This is a genomic window from Taibaiella koreensis (assembly GCF_003545715.1).
Taxonomy (GTDB): Bacteria; Bacteroidota; Bacteroidia; order Chitinophagales; family Chitinophagaceae; genus Taibaiella; species Taibaiella koreensis.
On sequence record NZ_QVNU01000004.1, the window covers coordinates 552906 to 573031 of the forward strand.

At 51.0% G+C, this 20126-nt stretch carries 15 protein-coding genes; 3 read left to right on the forward strand and 12 right to left on the reverse strand.

What is annotated here, in order from left to right:
• Positions 1-2: 2 nt before the first annotated feature.
• Positions 3-3110 carry a ligand-binding sensor domain-containing protein gene (locus DZK30_RS16090; protein WP_118975154.1) on the reverse strand — a complete coding sequence of 1036 codons (3108 nt, stop codon included), beginning with the start codon at positions 3108-3110 and terminating at the stop codon, positions 3-5.
• Between the two features lie 255 nt (positions 3111-3365).
• On the opposite strand from DZK30_RS16090, the gene DZK30_RS16095 reads away from it, so the two are divergent.
• Complete coding sequence (locus DZK30_RS16095) at positions 3366-3623, forward strand: helix-turn-helix domain-containing protein (protein WP_118975155.1); 258 nt, start codon at positions 3366-3368, stop codon at positions 3621-3623.
• Positions 3624-3926: 303 nt separating this feature from the next.
• Here the strand turns inward: DZK30_RS16095 and DZK30_RS16100 are convergent, their stop codons facing one another.
• From DZK30_RS16100 to DZK30_RS16110, 3 genes are all read right to left on the reverse strand, one after another.
• Positions 3927-4991 carry an NAD(P)H-dependent flavin oxidoreductase gene (locus DZK30_RS16100; protein WP_118975156.1) on the reverse strand — a complete coding sequence of 355 codons (1065 nt, stop codon included), beginning with the start codon at positions 4989-4991 and terminating at the stop codon, positions 3927-3929.
• Between the two features lie 69 nt (positions 4992-5060).
• Positions 5061-5795, reverse strand: coding sequence for a LytR/AlgR family response regulator transcription factor (locus DZK30_RS16105; protein ID WP_118975157.1), 735 nt, complete (start codon positions 5793-5795; stop codon positions 5061-5063).
• Positions 5792-8635, reverse strand: a complete 2844-nt coding sequence (locus DZK30_RS16110; RefSeq protein WP_118975158.1) for a sensor histidine kinase — start codon at positions 8633-8635, stop codon at positions 5792-5794. The genes DZK30_RS16105 and DZK30_RS16110 overlap by 4 nt, the downstream gene beginning before the upstream one ends.
• A 257-nt stretch (positions 8636-8892) precedes the next feature.
• Between DZK30_RS16110 and DZK30_RS16115 the strand changes: the two genes are divergently transcribed.
• Entirely contained in the window at positions 8893-9825 is a 933-nt protein-coding gene (locus DZK30_RS16115) for a hypothetical protein (protein WP_118975159.1), read from the forward strand.
• A 74-nt stretch (positions 9826-9899) separates the two neighbouring features.
• On the opposite strand, the gene DZK30_RS16120 is transcribed toward DZK30_RS16115, so the two are convergent.
• Genes DZK30_RS16120 through DZK30_RS16130 form a run of 3 tightly spaced genes read right to left on the reverse strand, consistent with a single transcriptional unit; the run spans position 9900 to position 13916 of the window.
• Positions 9900-10940, reverse strand: a complete 1041-nt coding sequence (locus DZK30_RS16120; RefSeq protein ID WP_205529467.1) for a TerC/Alx family metal homeostasis membrane protein — start codon at positions 10938-10940, stop codon at positions 9900-9902.
• A gap of 36 nt (positions 10941-10976) precedes the next feature.
• On the reverse strand, positions 10977-12485 hold the full coding sequence (locus tag DZK30_RS16125) for a helix-hairpin-helix domain-containing protein (protein WP_118975161.1): 1509 nt from the start codon (positions 12483-12485) through the stop codon (positions 10977-10979).
• A gap of 27 nt (positions 12486-12512) precedes the next feature.
• Positions 12513-13916, reverse strand: a complete 1404-nt coding sequence (locus DZK30_RS16130; protein ID WP_205529468.1) for a PP2C family serine/threonine-protein phosphatase — start codon at positions 13914-13916, stop codon at positions 12513-12515.
• A gap of 118 nt (positions 13917-14034) precedes the next feature.
• Between DZK30_RS16130 and DZK30_RS16135 the strand changes: the two genes are divergently transcribed.
• Entirely contained in the window at positions 14035-15780 is a 1746-nt protein-coding gene (locus DZK30_RS16135; protein WP_162903147.1) for a hypothetical protein, read from the forward strand.
• 3 nt (positions 15781-15783) lie between these two features.
• Here the strand turns inward: DZK30_RS16135 and DZK30_RS16140 are convergent, their stop codons facing one another.
• The 5 genes from DZK30_RS16140 to DZK30_RS16160 form a co-directional block, all read right to left on the reverse strand.
• Positions 15784-16836: a TerY-C metal binding domain-containing protein gene (locus DZK30_RS16140; RefSeq protein WP_118975163.1), complete on the reverse strand. Its 1053-nt coding sequence runs from the start codon at positions 16834-16836 to the stop codon at positions 15784-15786.
• Between the two features lie 589 nt (positions 16837-17425).
• The gene (locus DZK30_RS16145) at positions 17426-18061 is read right to left on the reverse strand and encodes a vWA domain-containing protein (RefSeq protein ID WP_118975164.1); all 636 of its coding nucleotides are present in this window, start codon (positions 18059-18061) and stop codon (positions 17426-17428) included.
• A gap of 13 nt (positions 18062-18074) precedes the next feature.
• A complete protein-coding gene (locus tag DZK30_RS16150; RefSeq protein ID WP_118975165.1) occupies positions 18075-18713 on the reverse strand; it encodes a vWA domain-containing protein in 639 nt (212 codons plus the stop codon).
• Positions 18714-18733: 20 nt separating this feature from the next.
• Positions 18734-19099 (reverse strand): hypothetical protein, encoded by a 366-nt coding sequence (locus DZK30_RS16155; protein ID WP_118975166.1) that lies wholly within the window; start codon positions 19097-19099, stop codon positions 18734-18736.
• A gap of 2 nt (positions 19100-19101) precedes the next feature.
• Entirely contained in the window at positions 19102-20064 is a 963-nt protein-coding gene (locus DZK30_RS16160; protein ID WP_118975167.1) for a hypothetical protein, read from the reverse strand.
• Positions 20065-20126 lie beyond the last annotated feature (62 nt).

Genomic DNA, 20126 nt, shown 5'->3' on the forward strand with positions numbered 1-20126 from the left:
CGCTACCCGACGACTGGTATACGCAAGCGTACCTTGGTCCCGGCCGGCTCGCCATTTACGGTATAGAGATCCGTTACGGTTACGGAAGCATTTGCCCTATAGCGATCGTTAATGAGAGCAATGCGATCGTTGGTAATGTCCATCCCCATCGATTTGTGCGCCACTGATTTGCTTTTCAGCTGCATGGCTTTTTCTCGGCCTATTCCATTGTCTTTGACCACCACAACAAGCATGTTATCCGGCGCTTCGAAGGTGATGGTAATGGTTACGATACCGCCCTCTTCTTTGTGCATGAGGCCATGCCAGATCGCATTTTCCACATAGGGCTGGATCAGCATAGGCGGCACTTCCAGGTATTCAAGGTCTACGTTATTGTCTATATGAACCTCGTAGCGCAGCTTTTCCTTGAAACGGATGCATTCCATTTCCAGGTAGAGGCGAAGCGCCTCCAGCTCCTCCTGCAAGCCTACACGATCGCTCTTGGAATTTTCCAGCACCAGACGCATCAGCCGTGAAAATTTATCCAGGTATACCGTTGCTGCAGGAGCGTTGTTTTCAGCCGCATACAGCTTGATCGAATTGAGACAATTGAAAATAAAATGGGGGTTCATACGGGAACGCATCAGCTGCATCTCGGTCTCCGCCAGTTTCTGACGATACACGGCTTCCTTGCGAATATTGGCAATACGCGTCCGTAACAGCAGGAAGATGAGCAGGCCGGCCACCAGCAATACAGCGATACGAAAGAGCAGGGTCTCGTACCAGTAGGGCAATACTTTGAGATAAAGCTGCGCTTCCTTGCTGAATACCCCATCGTTGTTGCTGCCGCGCAGATGAAGCACATAATCGCCCCTGGCCAGGCTACCAAGATCAATATCCCCGTTGCTTACCTGCTGCCACTCCCCATCTTTAACACCCAAGCGGTAATAGTATTTATTTTCCCGTGGCGATGTGTAATTGGTCAGCGCAAAGTGTATGTGTATCAGTCGCGTGCCCGGCGCCAGCTGTACCTCAGCTGTAGCCGGGGCGGGCAGCGCAACCGGCCTGCCATCGGCTTCGATATCCAGGAGCACTACCTGCGGCACAATGTCGTTGGTCTTTATGCTATAGGGGTTGAAGCGGGTAACGATGCCCTGGAAGCCTAACAAGAAATTGCCCTGAGGATCGGCCTCAAAAAAGCCATAATCTTCATATTGATAGGGAAGACCATCGTTAAGGTCAAAATAGTTGAACTTATTGCGGCCATCAAAGCGGATAATACCATGCTGGGAAGGGATCCAGAGGCAACCCGTTGTATCGGCCAGTATTCTTTTCAGATTTTGCTCAGGCAAGCCGGAACTTGTGCCGATCAGCACCCCTTTCCGACCGGTTGCATCAACCTTGATCAAGCCTGAAGCAGACGCTGCCCATACCCTACCCTCTTTGTCCCTGGTAATGTCTGTGACCCATCGGGCTACGGCCGGCTGACCGTTTTCCCGGAACAGGCTCACCTTCCGGAACCGGTCGATCAGGGAATCATAAATACTAAGCCCGCCTACGCTACCGACCCATAACAGGCCGTTCTGCTCCAGCAGACAGGAATAGACGGGCCCGTCTATCCCGTCGCCATCGGGCTTATAATGCCGGATAAACTGCTCCCTGAAGGGATCAAACAGGTAAAGACCGTTGCTACGTGCACGGATCCAGAATAAGCCGTCGCTCCGGCGGTAGATCTTAGACACAACGCTTTCTTCCGGCTTTGTGCTGTCGATACCCGGTGGCATCATCTGGCGGTACCTGCCCGCCCGTTCCCTTACCAGTCCGGCATCGGTGCTGTACCAGAGGTCGCCGGAACTGTCTTTAAAAATGCTATTGACCGAATGGGCTTCGACTTTATCGCTGCCCGGAGGAATTGCCGTAATATGTTGTCGCAAACGCCAGTCCTTGTCCAGCCGGTAGATCCCTTTGCCCGGTGCGCTGGTGAGATAGATCTCGTCATTTGTCTGGAGAATATTGTTGGGCAAACCAAAATCCCTGGGATTGCTGTTGCCGGCCTGCAGGTACAGCCGCAGGTTGTCGAAATATTGCAGATGGGGATCAACAATAGCAATACCGTTGTCGGTGGCGAGCCACAGCCGGTTGTGCCGGTCGCGCAGCAATCCGTAAACGGCAAATGCCGGGAATGAAGCGGGATCGTCGCGATCGGACAAATAGGTTTTTGTCAGGGCGCTTCCGGGATCTTTCAGTATAAGGCCGCGATTGGTACCGATACACAGCCAGGACAAGCCGTTATTATCTTCCCAGAGCGAAAGGGCGTATACCAAGGTACCGGCATCGCCTGCAAAGCCAGCTGATGAAAGATATTGTTGCAGCTCCGGATCAAAGACAGTCACTCCCTGGCCGAAGCGGCCGATACACAAGCGGTTTGCCGCAATTTCACAAAAAGTATTGGCGTTGCCGGCAGCTGCCGGGCCACAAGGCCGGAGCTGCCGGGCTGCTTCATCGAGCCGGTACAATCCTGAATAGCCCAGGGCCCAGAGCCGGTGCTGGCTGTCTTCCTTCACGAGGTTGAAGAGATGGCGCAACCCGGGTGGTATTGCTTGTGCTACTGCCGGCGCCTGGTAAGTGGTAAATTGGTTACGCTTGTAATCAAATAGCTGTACACCGCCGCCCGTAGCCAGCCAAAGCCGGCCCCGGCTGTCAATAAAGGGCGTGCAACGCTCGTTCTCAGCCAGGCTATTGGGATTGGCCGCATCGTGCCTGAAGCTGCTCCGCTTGCCGCTGCCGGGATCGAAGCGGTAGAGGCCGGCCGGTGTGCTCAGCCAGAGCTGGTGTTCGCGGTCTTCCACGATGCAGCGGACCACCTGGCTTCCCGGCCGTTGCTCTTCCTCGTCATAATAGCGGTATTGCTTAAAGCCGGTCCCGTCGTAACGGTTCAGCCCCTGGTTGGTCCCTACCCAAATGATTCCCCGGCTATCTTCAAAAATGCAGTTTACGGCATTGGTGCTCAACCCGTCCTTAACGGTAAGATGACTGAACTGCAGACCGGGAAAAGACCGTGTTGCCGCTGCCGGGGCGGCGGTGGGCCACAGGCAAAACAACAGCAGTAAAAAGACACCGGTTATTTTCATCTTGTACGATAGTAGCCATGAAGTTAGGGAATATGCATCGTGTCGTTGGCCGCCAATGTGTAAACAGCCGGAACCAGGCGGCGGACGGCGGGATCGGCGCTGTGAGCTGCACGGTCCATACACGCTTCACTCAATATATCTGCTGTTCAGCCGTACATAGCGGCATTTCACACAACTGCGACGGAAGACATGGACTGCCACAGGTACATTTGACTACGGAGAACAGGTAAATCGCCCACTCAAATAAGGTAATGTATGATAAAGCTACCGGATTTCTTACCCACGATCGGCCCCGAAAAAGCCTGGAGCAGCCTGACGGCCCGCGAAAAAGAAGTATTGAGACTGATTATCGACGGCTATACCAATTGTGAGATTGCGGCTTTGCTGTTTGTGAGCACCCGTACCATAGATAAGCACAGGCAGAACCTGATGCTGAAGCTCGACGCCCGCAACACGGCTGTGCTGGTACACTATACCATCAAAAAACTATTCCGCCTCTTACCCGCATCCTGAAAACAAAAACCGGTCCTATCACCATGATTTTCGTTTCTGGCCTATGAGCGTAGTGTCGTTTACTAAGTATTTTCCCCAAATAAAAGGCTATACAGCTAACCGTGGAGATCGCTAAGCTGAACGCAATGGGCACAAAGATTGGGTATGAAATGCTAGATTGAGAAAACAATTTCCGTGAAGAAAATATACCGGCAGATCTGATCAGCTGCGCTCTCCCGCGCAATCCCATTAAGTGGTAATGCGGTCAAAGGTGTAGATGATTCATGGCGCCCGCAGATGTGAACACGACAATGCGTCTCCCGCTCAGGATAATGCCTCCGCTTCCCTGATGATCCGTTGCAGGATGTGCTGAACAGGCAGCGCTTCTGCTCCCCCGGCCGATTGACCGGCCCATAAGTTGAACCAGCGGGGATCGTCCTGCCGCTGCGCTGCCGCCCTGAATGCAGTCGTCAGGCTGTTTTGATAAGGATATTCCGGTATCCCCAGTCCGGCATCATCAAACTGCTCCATCAAAGTATTAAAAAGCCCGCGGGCCCAGCGTCCCGAAAAGGCGCGGGTAAGACGGCTGTCTGTATCTTTTGCAGCCTGCAGCGCGCGCCGGTAAGATGGCGCGGCCAGGCTTTCGTCGCTGGCGATCAGGGCCGATCCAACCTGCACACCGGCAGCCCCCAACATCATCGCAGCCCTGGTCGTCCGGCCGTCGTTAATACCCCCGGCCGCGATCACCGGGCATTGCACGCTATCGGCCACCTGCGGGATCAGCGAGAAGCTCCCTACTTCAGGCAGACGCTCAGGCTGCAGAAAAGAGCCCCGGTGCCCCCCTGCCTCGATGCCCTGCGCGATAATGGCGTCAATACCCTTCTCCCCAAGCGCAAGGGCTTCCGCTACCGAAGTGGCGGTGCCCGTGAGCACCATTCCTTTTTGGCGGCAGAATGCCAAGGCCTCATCGTCCATCATCCCGAAAGTGAAGCTGACCTGGGTGATCCCTTCATCGGCCAATACCTGCAGCTGGTCTTTATAGCTGTAATGCGTGAATGCGGTAATCGCTTTGTCTTCATAAACCAGTCCGCTTTCTTCGGCAATGCCACGCAACCATTGCTGCATGCGGGATGCAACGCCTTCATCCGTAGCAGGTGGTATCTCGTATACAAAAAGATTAACGGCAAAGGACCGGCCGGTCAATGCCCGGGTGCTCCGGATCAATGCTGCTGTTCGCTCCGGGGATAAGCCACCTACAGGCAGCGCGCCCAGACAGCCGTTATTAGCTGCTGCGGCCACCATTTGCGGCGATGTTACACCCAGCATGGGCGCCTGTATTAAAGGGTACTCTATCTGAAAAAGGCGGGTAAGATCATTAGTCCATTCCATAGCGAAGCAAATCGACAATAAAGATACGACAGGATTGAGATTTAATAAGGTCCGGGCACGGCTCCACTACTATTTAAAGTACTGCAGGAGTTGTTCTTTTCTTCTTACAGAAACGGGTAGCTCCTTTCCATTTTCCAGCACCAGCATACCGCCGCTACCACGCTGGTAGGAACAGATATATTTGAGGTTAACAATGTAACGATCGTGAATGCGTAAAAAGGACTGCTGCGGCAATAGTTGTTCAAAAGTGCCGATCTGCCGGCTCACCAGTATCTGGCGACCTTCATTTAAAAAAAAGGTGGTATAGTTGCCGCTGCTTTCACAGTACAAAATGGCTTCCTGCGCAACGAACACCCATCCCTTCTGTGTCGCCAACGCCAGCTTCTTTTCTCCTGATGCGAAGACCTTCCCGGCCTCCTGGCGTACCAGGGCCTGTCTTTGCTGAATGCGTTCCAATATTTTGCTCACGGTAAGCACCAGCCTCGCCGCATCTACCGGTTTGGTAAGGTAACCGCTGGCCTGGTGCTCAAAGGCCTTGAGCGCGTACTCGCTGTATGCCGTTACGAAAACGAGCTCCGGGGGCACGTGTTCTTCCAGGCGATGCAACAGCTCAAATGCGTCGATCCCCGGCATATAAATATCCAGAAACAGCAGATCGGGTCGCTGCGCAACGATCTGCGGAATAGCATCGGCAGAATCGGTTGCCGTACCGCAAAGGCTTACCTGTGGGAAATAACGGGTCAGCTGGCTCTTCAACACGCTGATGTTGGTGTCCTGGTCGTCAAGGAGAAATGCTTTGATCATAATGTTTGGTTTATTTCCTGATGTCTTAAAGGGATGCTCAGCTCAACGATCGTTCCGGAGGGATCATTATCGCCGATAGTGATACATGCCTGGTAGAGCCGGGCCCTTCGGCGGGTGATCGACAGGCCCCTTCCTTCCTGCATTTGCCCAGCGGCCACGGGTACCCGGCCGTTGCCATTGTCGATGATCGTGCAAACTAAACGGTCATTCTCTTCCCGGAACAGGACCTGTATCCTGCCCTTTTGTTCGCGCACGCGGGCAACGCCATGCTTCACGGCGTTTTCGATACAAGGCTGCAGCAGCATGGGAGGCAACAGCACCTGGTCGGATTGTAACAGAGGTGCTACGGCAATGGAAAAAGAAAAACGGTTGTTTACATTTACCTGTTCCAGCGAAAGGTACATATCGATATACTGTATCTCCCGGGAAAGGCTATGAAAGGAATGGACCGATCCCTCAAGCGTCATGCGGAACAAGCTGGCAAAACGGTCCATGTATTGATCGGCCTCTTCCAGCCGGTGCTCATAGATGAGGCCCTTGATCGAGTTGAGACAATTAAACACAAAGTGCGGATTGATCTGTGCTTTAAGCGCGGCCAGCTCCAGCTCACGCAGCCGACCTTCCTGTTCCAGCGTGTCCCTGGCCTTATTGTACCGGAACCGGTACCAAAGCCTGGTGAGCAGCAGTGCTGCCACGAGTACCGAAACCGAGAGAATAATGATGAAGGAAGCTTTTTGATAAAAGGGATAAGCCACTTGTATATGCAGCAAACGGGTATCGGAAGGCCGGGCATAATTGTTCAATACTTGTACCGAGAGCAGGTAGTCGCCCGGTCCCAGGTTATGAAAATCGAAGAAGGGCTCCGACGCATAGGTCCAGGCCCCATCATTAATGCGATAACGATAGCGTAAGGGGAATTGCTCGTAATTTACAGTGGAAAAGGCGACGGAAAAATCGTGTATCCCCGGCGTTAGCTCATAACTGTCCTTTAGTTCTGTGGGCACACCATCGATAAGAATACGGTCGGGCTGCAGCCTGAAATTCCGTACCGGCTCAATCGTTCCATCGGGAAGAATGAGCAGCCCCCGGCTTCCCATCCCGTATATTTTCCCGCCGGCATAGTGCAGGTATTTGATCCCCTCCTGCTGTGCCGTATGCAACGTGAGCAGTTCCGTCATCCGGATCCGGCCATGCATTACCTTGCAGGTCATGCGCTGTACACCATTGGCATAGCCCAGCACCAGCTGCTGCCGGCCGTCGATGGCCAGGGTTTCGATCACGTTACCGGTAAGGCCATTATTTTCGCCCGCAATTTTTTGCATCCGGTTGCCATACAGGGCCCAAAGCCCCTTGCCTCCGGTGGCGATCCAGAGGATACTGTCATGATAAGCCAGATCCATTATCCTGATATCGGAAAGATCAGCGGTATTCCGGTTTACTACCCGGCCATCAGGCAGCCACTGCTGCAGTCCACGATAATTGCCGATATAGACTGTTGCTCCAGGTCCTTCACTGATGCTGGTACAGCGTTCGTTCGACAGCTTTGTCAAGGCCCCGCTGTTACCATTCAGCACGAAAGCGCCTGCGCCGGTGGCCAGGTAACGGATCGAATCGTTATAACGGTAAACATCTTTGACCTGGCCGACCGAGCCGAGCTTCCGGGTCATTCCCTCTTTTCCGGTTGTACGCACATCGCCACCGTATATCCAGGTCTGCGGTCCTATGATCTCTGCAAATTTCTGGTTCACCTGCCGTTCGTAGTCCGGCAGCAACAACCCTTTTAAATGTTCTGGATATAGCCGGCGGTTCCGTGCATCCAGCACCTGTACCTCTGTTCCGTTTTGCAGCAGGTAAGCAGGAGCGGCCGGAAGCTGGTGATACCGGCCGGTATCTGTACTTACCGACACATAAATGCCTTCATCATGGGTAAAGGCCACCCTGACCCGATGGTCGGCGCTTTCTGTGGCGGTAGAAAGAAACGAGCGCTTTCCCAGGACATTTACCAGACCCGACGAACGATGGACCGTCATCAGCGTCCGGTCATCTTTTCCCAGCAAAAGACTGTCTCCCCAAAAGCCGAAACGGGATACAGCAGCCGGCAGCCGTATATTTCTCATCGCCACGCCTGCTACCCCTATACGCGTATCGATACAGGTGAGAAAAGACGTTTTTCCCCCTAGCCAAAGCAAGGGACCTTCCCATTCATAACGCAGGTAGGAAAAAGGCTGGGGAAGGGAATCTATCGCTCCCGACCGGTGCAGCAACAATATTTTACGCAAGCTAAAGAGCACCAGGTCGCCGGCATTATTTTGAAAGAGCGTCGACAGCGGACCGAAAGCGCCCCGGGGTAATGGATAGCTTTTGATCCAGCGCCGGTTTCGCACCAGGCGGATGGTTCTTGCCGCCACCAGAGCTACGGTACTGTCTTTTATCGGGAATACCTGGTAGCTGCCGTCTTGCCGCACCGTATCGGGATCGATAATGGTATTGACATTGATAAAAAGCGTTTTTCCCGGTTCCAGGAAAGCCGCTTCCCGTTGAAAGGCTGCGGCCCATATCACACCGGCTTCATCTTCTTTCAAATAAATGATGTCGTTGGCGGGTAGGCCGTCCCTCACCGTATAATGGATAAAAGAAACGCCGTTAAAGCGGGAAAGCCCCCTTCCGGTACAGATCCACAGATAATTATTGCGATCAAACAGACCGTTGTAGGCGAGATCGGATAGCAAACCGTTCTGCTCGTGGTAATGCGCTATGCGCTCCTGCCCTATGACCGGCCCGGGCAACAGCCCATGAAGCAGCAGGCAGCACAGCGCCCATTTGCGGGCCAATCCGGTCATAGCAAGTTTGGTGTTTGGTGTAATGGGAGAAAACCATCCTAATATACGGCAATGTGGAAACCATTCCAAACATTTCTGCTATTTAACCAAGTGGAAATGTGCGCTATTTATTAACCTTCTTTAACCTGTTTGCGGCTATACAACGATATCGCTCTTTTAACCGGGAAAAGCGACACTTATACAATAGGAATGTTTCCGGAAGAGCGGGCAACCTATTTTCGGGCCTATAAACAACAATTTATAAACCAAAGCGACAAATGAAAAAGACCATCCTCAGCACCCTTTTGTTATCTGCTGTCTTTGCCGGCTGCAACAAGTCGGCCACGGAAATCTCCTCTGACCCTTTCTCTACGAAAGAAGGAGAACAATATGGTTTGACCATCCGGAATGGCATGCTATATTTTAAAAAAGCACAGCTTTATGCTGATCTTGTCGGCAAACCGGAAGCAACAATCCTTGCGATCCTCAAGCCTTATGAGCATGCCACGCAATTTACCTCTCTTGCCGAGCAAAAGTCAGATTTCCGGGAGAAAGATGAAGTGTATGGAAATGTCATTGCCACGCTGCTTAACAAAGATCAGCTGATTGCTATCGAAAATAAGATCTTCCGCATCAATGCAGCTACGGGTAAAGTATATACGATCCCATTCGACAACGCCACTCCGGAAGTGCTAAATGCATTGATTGCAGAAAATACCAGCAGTCCTTCCGTTAAAGCAAGAACAGTTGATGAGGATCTTTTTGAATTACTCGACTACCAGGATACCCGAAGCGGACCCGGCAGCGGATGCCCGCAAACAGGAGAAAACATAACGGATCATAGATCTACAGCATCTACTTTTTGCGTTCCGGGCGATGGAAGCGGAAACCCGGCGTTCGATATCGAAGCCAAGTATATAAGATATGGTGTCTACTTCGAATTATTTGCCGTAAGCAGGGGTGTGTCGTTCATCGGTAATGCAGAAGTCTCCTGTTACGCCAATTATCTTCAATGTGCTCCGGCAACATACAGGAGAAACGGAAATGCTTCGCAATTTGTGGAAAATGCTACTTATACCTATCCGGGCTACGGTAAGAAGAACTGGTACAATGGCGCTTACCGGCTTTGTAATTTCTATGTAAGGGCAACGACGATCTATAACGGCATGAGCAACCCCTGGACCGATTGCCGCTTCAATTACACACCTTGATCGACAATCACACTTATGAATATGAAAAAGCCGGCATCCTCATCAGGCGCCGGCTTTTTAGTATGTCTCTAAACTTACTCTGCCGTTTTTTCCACTTCTTTCTTTTCCGGTATTACCAATGAAGCAACCACCGAAAGGATCAGCACACCGCCAACGATCGACAGCGAAAGCGGCGAAGAAATATGAAAGAAAGGCGCGATTACCATTTTGACGCCGATGAACGTAAGGATCACAGCCAGGCCGTACTTCAACAGCCGGAACATGTGAATAAAGTTGGCCAGCAGGAAATACAAGGCCCTTAGACCCAGGATGGCAAAGATGTTGGAGGTATATAAAATAAAAGGATCGTCGGGCGCAATGGCAAAAATGGCCGGAATAGAGTCCACAGCAAACAACAGATCGGTAAACTCGATCACGCCGACCACGACCAACAGTGGTGTCGCCAGCTTGATCCCGTTTTCTATTGTAAAAAATTTATCCCCATCAAAATTCTTGCTCACTTTAAATAGCTTGTATACCAGCTTGGCCCCAGGGCTTTTGGTAAAATCCTTTTCTTCATCATCATCCTCTCCAGCAAAGGCCGATTTAATACCGGCGTAGATGAGGAATAGGCCGAAAATGGCGAGGACGATATTGATACGGGCCGGCATGCCGAAGATATTCATTACCGGTAAATAGGTTACATTGATCAACCCGACGCCGGTAAAGATAAAAATGGCGCGGAAAACCAGGGCGCCGATAATACCCCAGAAGAGCACCTTATGGTGTACCTCTTTCGGTACATTAAAAAAGCCGAATACCAGGATAAAAACAAAGAGGTTATCGACGGAAAGCGCTTTCTCGATCCAGTAAGCGGACTGGAACTGGGTGAATTTTTCAAAGGCGACTTCAGGGGAATCGGCGCGGAACACCAGGTAGACCACACCGCTGAAGATCATCGAAAGGGATATCCATACCAGGGACCAGATCAATGCCTCCCGGTTGCTTACAGCATGGCTTTTCTTATTAAAAACCCCAAGATCCAGCAACAGCATGACGAGGACGATTACGGCAAAACCGATCAGGATGCCGGGATGGCTTAACATAGAGACACTTAACAAAAGCTTACTGATCATTATTCATTTTTAAGGGATGAGAGAACGCAATTTAATCTATTTATTGGCAATGGTGACCACGACAATGCGGCCGCCTTCCTCGCGGGAGAGCAGTAGTTTTTTTCCGTCGGTGAGGACAACCATTTCGCCGGGAGGGATTTCCTTGTCTTCCGTAACGTCTTTCAGGGAATCCAGCTTTTGGTTTACCAACACCCAATTGCCCTGGTGAAAGGTAAAATAGCCCACCGGAACTTTTTGCTCCGGCGTCAGTTTTTCGTTCCGGATCACATCCCGGTTGGCATGCCAGGCAAAGAGATACTGGTTGTTATATACCATCAACCTATGGTTTTCAGGGCGCCATACCCCTTCTTTAAACTGGTAGTACAGGTCCAGGACGGGCAACGTGCCCTGATGCGGCGTACCACAAAAAGGGCATCTTGGCCGTGTACTGTTGTCGAACACATACCATTTTTGCTGACAGCCGGGATTACTGCAGGGCTGTATCAGATCGGTCGTTTTGAGCAGCGCTTCTTCCCACTCATTGGCTATGGGTCGTAGCATGGGCTGATGCAGCCCCTCGATAAAAGCTTTATCGAATAAGGCCTTCAGGTAAGGCCCCGTGACCGTATACGGCATTTTGGTTACATCAGTCCAGGGCAGTTCCTTGGGATTGAGCTGGTTCTGCTTGGGGCGATTGGACGTATCGGTGGGGTGCTCGATAAACAAAGCCTTCTCTCCCATAGCCAGCAGATCGTCCTTCTCCGTATCCAGATCATGGATCTTACCGCCCTTGAGCGGATGCCGGTAGAGCAGGTACATATAGATCATAACAGCCAGGGCATGAAGATCGGTGAGCCGGCTGGGAAGCTTCCGGTTAGGATCCTTGATATCCAGGTGCTTGGTTGCCAGCACTTCAGGTGCAATAAAGTCGGCGGTGCCAATTACGTCGGGCGGGAACAGGCCAGGCACTACCAGGCCGTCAATATCGATAATGGCGGCCGATTTGGTAACCGGGTCGACCAATACATTTTTGTAAGAAAGATCGGAATGGGCCAGGCCGGCGGCATGGAGGCGCTTGACTCCTCTTGAGATATTAACACATATCTGAAAGTAGCTCAGCCAGTTACCTAGTTCGGAATCATCCAGGCGCAATGGGAATTGCTTGTTGCGGAATTTGGGCGATGCAAACCATCTCCCTTCCTTCTCTCTTCCACGGATGAGGTCGTTGGCAGCATAGCCTTTCTGAAAGAAGAAATTGCGGTTATAAGTAGGCACCACAATACCCAGCTTCCGGTTTTGCTCCACCACGTCGGTAGGCCAGGAATACAGGTCCTTATAGTATTCCCCTCCTTCTCTTTTAAAGAAGCTATCGTAGTACTGCGTTACGATCTTGACCAGCCGCTCACGTGCATTATGATCCTGCACCTCGCGATAAAAAGCAACCACGTAAGAACGGTCGGGGCTGAAATAAACATCCTTCATACCACCACGCATGGGCTCGCCATTATCCACATATTGATAAGTACGACCATTCGAAATGACTGAAAAAACAGTTTTGGTAACCATTGTTATATTTTGTTTACCATATAGTTACTAAAATAAGATTGCAAGCGTACGGTCATCGTGATTGCCCGGGCTCCAGAAATCCATCCAGGCCGATAGCTGCGCCGGCAGCTCAGGATTGGCGGCATCCAGCACGACGGCAGCCGCTTCGGGATTGTTTCCCTGCAGATCGGCCAGGAAGGCCTGCCAGCGTTCAGGTTTCTCCAGGTTGGCTTCCACTTCAAACTTCGGATCGTAAATACCATCCGTCATCATGACCAGGTAGTTAAAATCGGCGACCCATTTGAATCCGAAACGCCCGGCAAAGGTATCGTTTTGAAAAATCTCAGGCAGAGTGATAAAACGGGTTCCCCCGCCAAACTCGCCGACATCCATTTTATTCATCAGGTTTATTGACTGCAAATCGTTGTACCACAATATAATGGGACAATCTCCGACACCAAATGATAAGATGGCATATCCTTGCTCATACTTTTTGACCAAGGTAAAGATCAGGGTAGCGTGAAAGTCGCTTGTGGCGGCGCCGGTTTCCGCCGCCAGGGCCTCCAACTGCCTGAAGGCGTAACGGGCCGCTCCGCCCAACTGATGATAGACGATGTGACTGATCTTTTTCTGCGTTTCTTGTTCCAGCACAGCACCGGCGCCATGGAGCAGGTCATCGAGGTCGTTGAAAGCGCCGGCCGGTAGCCTGTCGGCAAAGAAATCCGAGACCGCCTTACAGGCCACCCGCGCACCTTCGCGGGCATAACGGGCACTTCCTGCGCCGTCGGACACTGCTATAAGGCTCCAGCCGCTTTCGGGAAAATAGCGGAAGGCAAAGTCGTCATCCCGGAAAGTGCCGTTGTTGGCATGAGATCTCCCACGCTTGGATGAAACCACTAAATATTTGTTTCCCAATGGTTCGAAAACAGTTATTTCATCTTCTTTCCAATATAAGGCGTCCTTTTCCGACGGCTGGTTTTTCCATAGTGAACGCGGATCGGGGTTAACGATCAGCATCAGGGGACGTTCCTGCCATTCCCCGGTTGCCACATCATCGGCAAACTGGTATTGAAGCTGCAGCTTATGATCGCCCGCTTCTTCAGGGATCCCGGAAAGCTGCCCGGTAGCCGCGTCATATGCAAGCCCGGACCGATCCAATCCTTCCAGCCTGAAGGCGACCATATCCTGCCAGCCATACTGTTCAGGCAGCAGGCGTGCTTCATAAGGCTTGCCCACTGTTCCATTGGGTATGAGCACTTGTTGCCTCCGGATATCTTCGATGCGGTTCTTTTTAGCAAAGTCTTTCATAAGCATTTCCTGTAAAGCCAATATGCGGCTTGCGGCGTCGAGGTATTGCTCCTGGCTGCAAAATGCCTCCAGCAGAGATCGCCTGTCTTCGGCAGTGGGCTGCCGGGTAGCGAGGAACAGTTCCAGGTATTGTTTGGGTTCCATTAATACTTAGTTCTCCTGTATTGTAGCAAGACAATGACGGTATGCAATATAATGTATTCCTCATGATAATTGGCCATTGCCCTGCTCCGGGTCTCTTTTTGGCGTAACTTGCTCTTCTATGCATCGATCCATATTACTCATCATGCTGCTGGGTGTGTGCCTCAAGAGTGCCATCGCACAAAAACATAAGCCCGGCGCAAGTACTCCGGGTAACCAGGCGCGTGCCACTACAGGAAGCCGGATACTATTCGGAGACCTGGTATCGATCTGTAACAGACCGGGAGAAAGAACCCGGATACTCCGGCAAAGACATTTCGCCCCTCCAAAAGGCCATACACTAGGGCAGGGTTATCCTGTCAATGATACTTTCCACAACAATTCCGGCGAAGAACTCATCTGTATGTATGATCCTTACGAAAGCGCCAGGGCTATCGTTATTTTCCATACATCATCGGCGCAGCTGGCCCGCCAGCTGGTTTCCGATGCATTGAAAAGCGACTACAGAGCAGTCGACAGCGTCGAAATGGTGACAGGCAATAACGAGGAAAGCTATTTGACCAATGAGGTGACCTACCTTGAGCAACCGGCATTCGAAAAACCGCCGCCCTACCCCGGAGCATATGCAGTATCCTTCGCTACTTCGGAAACTTATTCCGGCAACAAAAAAATATACGTTTTTACCTTTACAATAACCTCACCATATGGGATCGTGGACCCGGGTCCGGTTGATCCCGGTCCGGGACCGGTGATGCCGGCAAGCCGGCTTTCGCCAGATGGCGCCATCGACACCCTCTCTGTTGAAACCGGGAAGCCGGTGTTGCTTTTTGTCGAGATCAATGACCGGATGATCCGGAATGGCTCCAGGCCCGATCAGGATTCCCTGGATTTTTTCAAAAAGCGAAATTTCTTTTACAACTCCTTCAAAAGGTTGACAAAGGCTTATCCGCAGGATCAGTACCGCTATATAGATGTCTTCCGCCCCACCCTTGTACGCTATGGCAACCGCAGAAAAGAAACCCTGTATTGCCTTCCCGGCGGGCATACTTCAGGCTTCGCTTTCTGGAGCGGTCATATCACAGACGCCATCGTCTGGCAAGGGCAATGGCAGGACGCCTACTTTACCGTGAGCAATGCCACCGGTGACAACCGGCAGCGGCCGGGCTACGCCAGATACAGGAGCGATTCGCTTGAGGTGGCCCGCCTGTCGGGCAGGCCCTCATTCAATCCTTCTCCGCGCCTGCTGCAATACCTGGATCATTTTATTGTATCTGCTGTATGGGAAGAAGGGCTGCTGCCCTTGCCCCTGCTCAACCTGGCGGGGGTACGGAGCATCGTGGCTTCAGACAAAGCGATAACCATGCGGTACTTTTTTAACCGCAAGGGACAGCTCGATTCCCTAACCAGGACAACAGCACCTAGCTTCACTGAGACCAAAAGCATCATACGCCGGGAGGGCGTTCCGGTGCTCGCCCGGATGAATAAGGACAGCTCACATTTTTCGTATTCCGGCGATACGCTAGTTGTATTGCATAAGGGGTCTGTATTACGATATGTGCTCCAGGATGACCTACTGCTGCTTACGGATCATTTTGAAACCGGCTACGACAATTATCTGAGAAACAATATACGGGAATTCGTCAACGGGCCGGAGCATATCCTGCTAAAACCAGCTCACGAAAAAGACGCCGAAGGCAGCCTGACGCTTGCCGAAAGCTATTTATATATCAGAACCGGTGAAGGCCAATTCAGACCCAAGCAAAGCAGGTATATTTTTCGCAAAGGCATATTGCAACACATCGAATTGAACAGCGCTAAGCAAAACCCCAACGACCAATATTTCGTTTTTATCAAAAATTATGACTAACGCCTAGCCTTGCGTACGGTTGACATCAAATCCGCCTTCGCCGATACCGTAGGTACCCTGCCGGCCACACCAGGGACAGGTGCTTACCTGCTCGTCGCCGATACAATGCAGCTGTCCGCAGGAGCACATGGCAAAGCCGATCTGGTTACCACAGCAGGGACAGGTAGGGCTCCCGATCAGCTCGTCGCTGCTGATGCGCGAGGGTCCTGCCGTTTCATCCGATAGCTCAAAGTAATGCTGATCGACCTGGAAGGCGCCCACCAGGCGGTATTCCAGTGTGCTGAACCCCATTTCGGAAAAAGCGGAAGGTTGGAGATTGCGCCGGTATTTCATCAAATAAGGCCGCTGGGTATTCTGGCATTTTGCCGCCAACACCACATAATTGCTATCCGTATAGCTTACCGGCGCCGGCGCTTTGGTCACATCAATCTTTGAAAGCGTATCCCCATCGATAGTGGCCAGGTCGAAGCCGGTACCATTGCTTTCCACTTTTTCGCTGCTGGTTTTGATCGAATCGGTAACCCACTTGAAGAATTGCTTATAAGCGGAGGGATCGGTATTCTTAAAATGCAGCACATTGTCGGTCAGCTGGCGCAGGACCTGTGTATCCGCCTCATCGCCGAAGGAGATCGCTACCATATTGGCTGTCCGTTGCCAGTTGGTTTTCCATTCCGCGATCACAGCTGCAGTATCGTCGGTCGGCACGCCGTCGGTAAAGAGAAATACGATCGGTTTCCAATCACCTTTTTGCTCCATGGTCGTTTTCACCAGGTTGCGGCGCAGCTCATACATCAGGTGTCCCATCCCCTTGCTCAACGAAGTACCTGAGCCAATAGGAAAACGGGGTGGGTAGAAATTGATGATCTCCTGCAATGGTACCAGGGTCTTGGCCTGCCCGGCAAAAACAATAATGGATACCCATACCGTTTCGATGGCATAAGGATCGGTCTTCAGTGCCTGGACAATCTGCGACAGGCCTTCTTCTACCTGCTGTACGGGCTCGCCAACCATGGACTCGGAAACATCGATCAGGAAATAGATAGGAAGTCTTCTCATAAAGTGAAAGATTTTAGGTGGCTATCCGGATAAAGGAAACAAAGTTTTGTACGTCTATAATGCCAGCTAGCACGCTTTGGTTTACCCGTATTTTTATTTGGTGTCATTTATCTTCCTCTTTTTTGCTCCGCCAAAAAAGAGGCAAAAAAGGCGGCAAAAAAACAATGCTCCGCTGTTTTTTTGTGGCCTGCGCACCCAAGCTTAAAAACAGATAGTAACTTTAATGCAGCATTGCCGGGCATTGGGTCATGGATCAACGTTTTAATCATTGACCCAAAGGATCATTTCTTTATTGTTCCTATTTTTAGCTGGGTTTCTATATCCGGATAGTCAGAAAAATTTATTTAACCGCAAAGAACGCTAAGGAATAATTTTTCATTTTTAACCGCAAAGGACGCGAAGTGAATATAAGCAAGGAAATACTTTGTGCTCTTTGCGCATCCTTTGCCTCTTTGCGGTTGATCATTCTTTGTCTTAAATCGCAAAGGACTTTTTCCTTTTAAAGTGGTATGCTACTTACATTAACTTACCTCACACACCCTATATCTAAAGTCTAATATCCAAAGTCTAATATCTACATCTAAAAAAATCAGATCACCAGGTGCACTTCTGCCGGCGGCGGCGGCAAGGGCAGGCTTTCTACCGTGCCTACACTTTTATTGCCTTGCTCGATGGTGTCGGAAACCCATTTGAAGAATTGCTTCAGGGTGGCGGTATCGGCAGTATCGAGGTGCACCACATTATCCGTAAGTTCCTTCAGCATGCTGTCGTCGGCCAGGTGACCGGCAGCACAGCCTACAATAGCGGCAAAGTGAAGCGACTTTATTTTAGGCAGCATTTCGCGATACAGCTGTATATCGGAAGGTTTGCCGTCGGTAAACAGGAAAAACAAGGGCTTCCAGTCGCCTTTCTGGCTATCGCTACCCTTGCGCACTTCGCTGATCACCTTCTGATGGATCAGTTCCAGCCCTTTACCGGTATTGGTAGGGCCACTTTGCGGGCAGGTAATTTCGGGCAGCTGAAAATGAACCAGCTCGGTAAGCGGTACCAGCTCCCGCACCTCACGATCAAAAGTAACAATGCTGATCCAGAGCGAATCGAGGGCCTGGGCATCGCTGCGCAGGGTATTGATCATACCGCTTAGGGCGTTGTTCAGGGCCTGGATGGGCTCACCGAACATAGATCCGGATGTATCGAGTAAAAAATAAACGGGTAGTCTTCTCATCGTGTGTTAGGGCTTAAACGACAATATTCAATTCGGCAGGCGGTGGCGGCAGCTCTTCCCAGCCGGTCACCTCCTTGCCGCTGCTTTCAATTTTGGTGGAAGTAGCGCTTATCGAAGCAGATACCCAGGAAAAAAAACGCGAAATGGTGGCGGCATCGGTGGTATCCAGTTGCACCACAGTATCGGTGATCTTCTTCAGCGATGCGGTATCGGCTTTAGCGCCGGCGGCACAGGCCACGGTAATGGCCGTTTTGCGCTGGCGGTATTCGGCCAGGCCGCTTTGCCAGTCATCGGTGGGGATACCGTCAGTCATGATAAAGACCATAGGCTTCCAGTCGCCTTTTTGCTCCGTAGTCGTTTTCGCAACCTCGGTATCGATACAGCGGCTCAGTACCTTAAGCGCATCGCCCAGGGCGGTGGTACCGCTGGCTTTGATCTCGGTCATCTGGAAGGCTGCCAGCTCGGTAAGCGGAATGATCTGCCGCGCCATGCTATCAAAAGTAATGATACTGATAAAAGCCGTTTCGATGGCTTGCGGATTTTGCCGCAGCGAGCTGATCATCAACTGTACGCCGTTCTTTACCGCCTCAATGGGCTCGCCATTCATCGAACCCGAAGTATCGAGCACCAGGTATACGGGCAGTCTTCTCATAGTTAATCGATTTACAGGGTCTATAAAAATTCCGGATGGCTACCTGTGAAGGCATCCCGGAATACGATGGTTTGGGCTACGGCGCGAAAGCTATAGGAGACCGTATTATTATCCATCAATAAAAACACTTCAGGGTACTGCATGATCTCCGGCCGCTTCAACTGCAACGAAACATCCATGTTATAGCTGCTGCCCGGCGGTTCCCTGATCTCGATAAAACGCCAACACGTACCATCGTCCATGCGATCAATAAACGCGGCCAGTCCATGAAGCTGCAATACCTTCCCCTCATTGTTCCGCTCCTTATGCTTAAAAAACAACTGCAGCCTGTCTCCCAAAAGATTTTTTTTCACAAGCAAATAGTCGCCGATATCTGTTCTCATCATGCTTACATCCTTTCGGTATTCAGCATCGTTTTCAGGATATTGGCCTGCACATCGAAGTCGTCCATAAAATCCATGAAATCCATGCTGTTCACTTTTTCATAATACTCTGTCAGCAGCTTTTTGATATCCGCCGGGATCTGCGTTTTGATCTTTACCGCCTGCTGCTCCAGGAGCAGGTTTTTTTCCGTCAGCTCCTGCACTACTTTGGCCCGTTTGGATAGCGCTTCCGTTGGGTCAATGCCCGCAATCTTTTCAAAGGGGAAAGAGAGAAACATATTCCGGGACGAATAATAGGCAAAAAAAACGTCGTCGTCCGGCAACCGGTACACTTCCAACAGCAAAGCACCGGCCTTGAGCCCGCAATAGAATGTATTGTTGAATAGGTACCGGCATTCGAGACCTAGCAACTTTTTCTCGATCATTCCGTAGCCGTTGTGGTAGACCTCCTCCGGATCATAAGCCGTAAGCTCATAAAAAAGATCCTCGCTGATCTCGTGGAAGAAGTCTTTGGCATAACGCCCGCCAAACTGCTGCATGTTCTTCGCAAAGGGGTAATCTCTGGACAGATCCGAAAGATTGTTGTATAGCCGCTCCAGCGATTCGTTGATCTTCTGGGTTTGCTTTTGCTTGCCAAACTCATAGCTCTCTTCCGTCCGCATGGCGTCCGATATCTTAGTGATGAGTTGGTTATTCAGCTCGATCTCATCGAAAGTCAGGCTTACGCTTTTTTCGTTGGCTTTTTTGATCCGGCGCAGCAATTCCAGCACGCTTTCGGTAAACTGTAAATGAAAGAGCTGCAGTTTATTGATATCCAGTTCGGGATTGGCCTCAAACAGCTTTTCGATAACCTGGCTGCGCACATAGATCTTGTAAATTACATCATCTTCGAAAAAGGCTGACAGGATCTGTAATTTACTGATGATCTTTTTTGATTCGCTTAATATCTGTTTCTGGTTATCGTCCATTGGTTAACGGTATTCGCCAGGCAGAGACGTTGCCATGCCTGTCCCCGTAAAAAACGTATCCG

Coding starts and splice junctions, on each gene's coding strand:
- DZK30_RS16090 (WP_118975154.1), bottom strand. CDS start 3,110: ATGAAAATAACCGGTGTCTTTTTACTGCTGTTGTTTTGCCTGTGGCCC.
- DZK30_RS16095 (WP_118975155.1), top strand. CDS start 3,366: ATGATAAAGCTACCGGATTTCTTACCCACGATCGGCCCCGAAAAAGCC.
- DZK30_RS16100 (WP_118975156.1), bottom strand. CDS start 4,991: ATGGAATGGACTAATGATCTTACCCGCCTTTTTCAGATAGAGTACCCT.
- DZK30_RS16105 (WP_118975157.1), bottom strand. CDS start 5,795: ATGATCAAAGCATTTCTCCTTGACGACCAGGACACCAACATCAGCGTG.
- DZK30_RS16110 (WP_118975158.1), bottom strand. CDS start 8,635: ATGACCGGATTGGCCCGCAAATGGGCGCTGTGCTGCCTGCTGCTTCAT.
- DZK30_RS16115 (WP_118975159.1), top strand. CDS start 8,893: ATGAAAAAGACCATCCTCAGCACCCTTTTGTTATCTGCTGTCTTTGCC.
- DZK30_RS16120 (WP_205529467.1), bottom strand. CDS start 10,940: ATGATCAGTAAGCTTTTGTTAAGTGTCTCTATGTTAAGCCATCCCGGC.
- DZK30_RS16125 (WP_118975161.1), bottom strand. CDS start 12,485: ATGGTTACCAAAACTGTTTTTTCAGTCATTTCGAATGGTCGTACTTAT.
- DZK30_RS16130 (WP_205529468.1), bottom strand. CDS start 13,916: ATGGAACCCAAACAATACCTGGAACTGTTCCTCGCTACCCGGCAGCCC.
- DZK30_RS16135 (WP_162903147.1), top strand. CDS start 14,035: ATGCATCGATCCATATTACTCATCATGCTGCTGGGTGTGTGCCTCAAG.
- DZK30_RS16140 (WP_118975163.1), bottom strand. CDS start 16,836: ATGAGAAGACTTCCTATCTATTTCCTGATCGATGTTTCCGAGTCCATG.
- DZK30_RS16145 (WP_118975164.1), bottom strand. CDS start 18,061: ATGAGAAGACTACCCGTTTATTTTTTACTCGATACATCCGGATCTATG.
- DZK30_RS16150 (WP_118975165.1), bottom strand. CDS start 18,713: ATGAGAAGACTGCCCGTATACCTGGTGCTCGATACTTCGGGTTCGATG.
- DZK30_RS16155 (WP_118975166.1), bottom strand. CDS start 19,099: ATGATGAGAACAGATATCGGCGACTATTTGCTTGTGAAAAAAAATCTT.
- DZK30_RS16160 (WP_118975167.1), bottom strand. CDS start 20,064: ATGGACGATAACCAGAAACAGATATTAAGCGAATCAAAAAAGATCATC.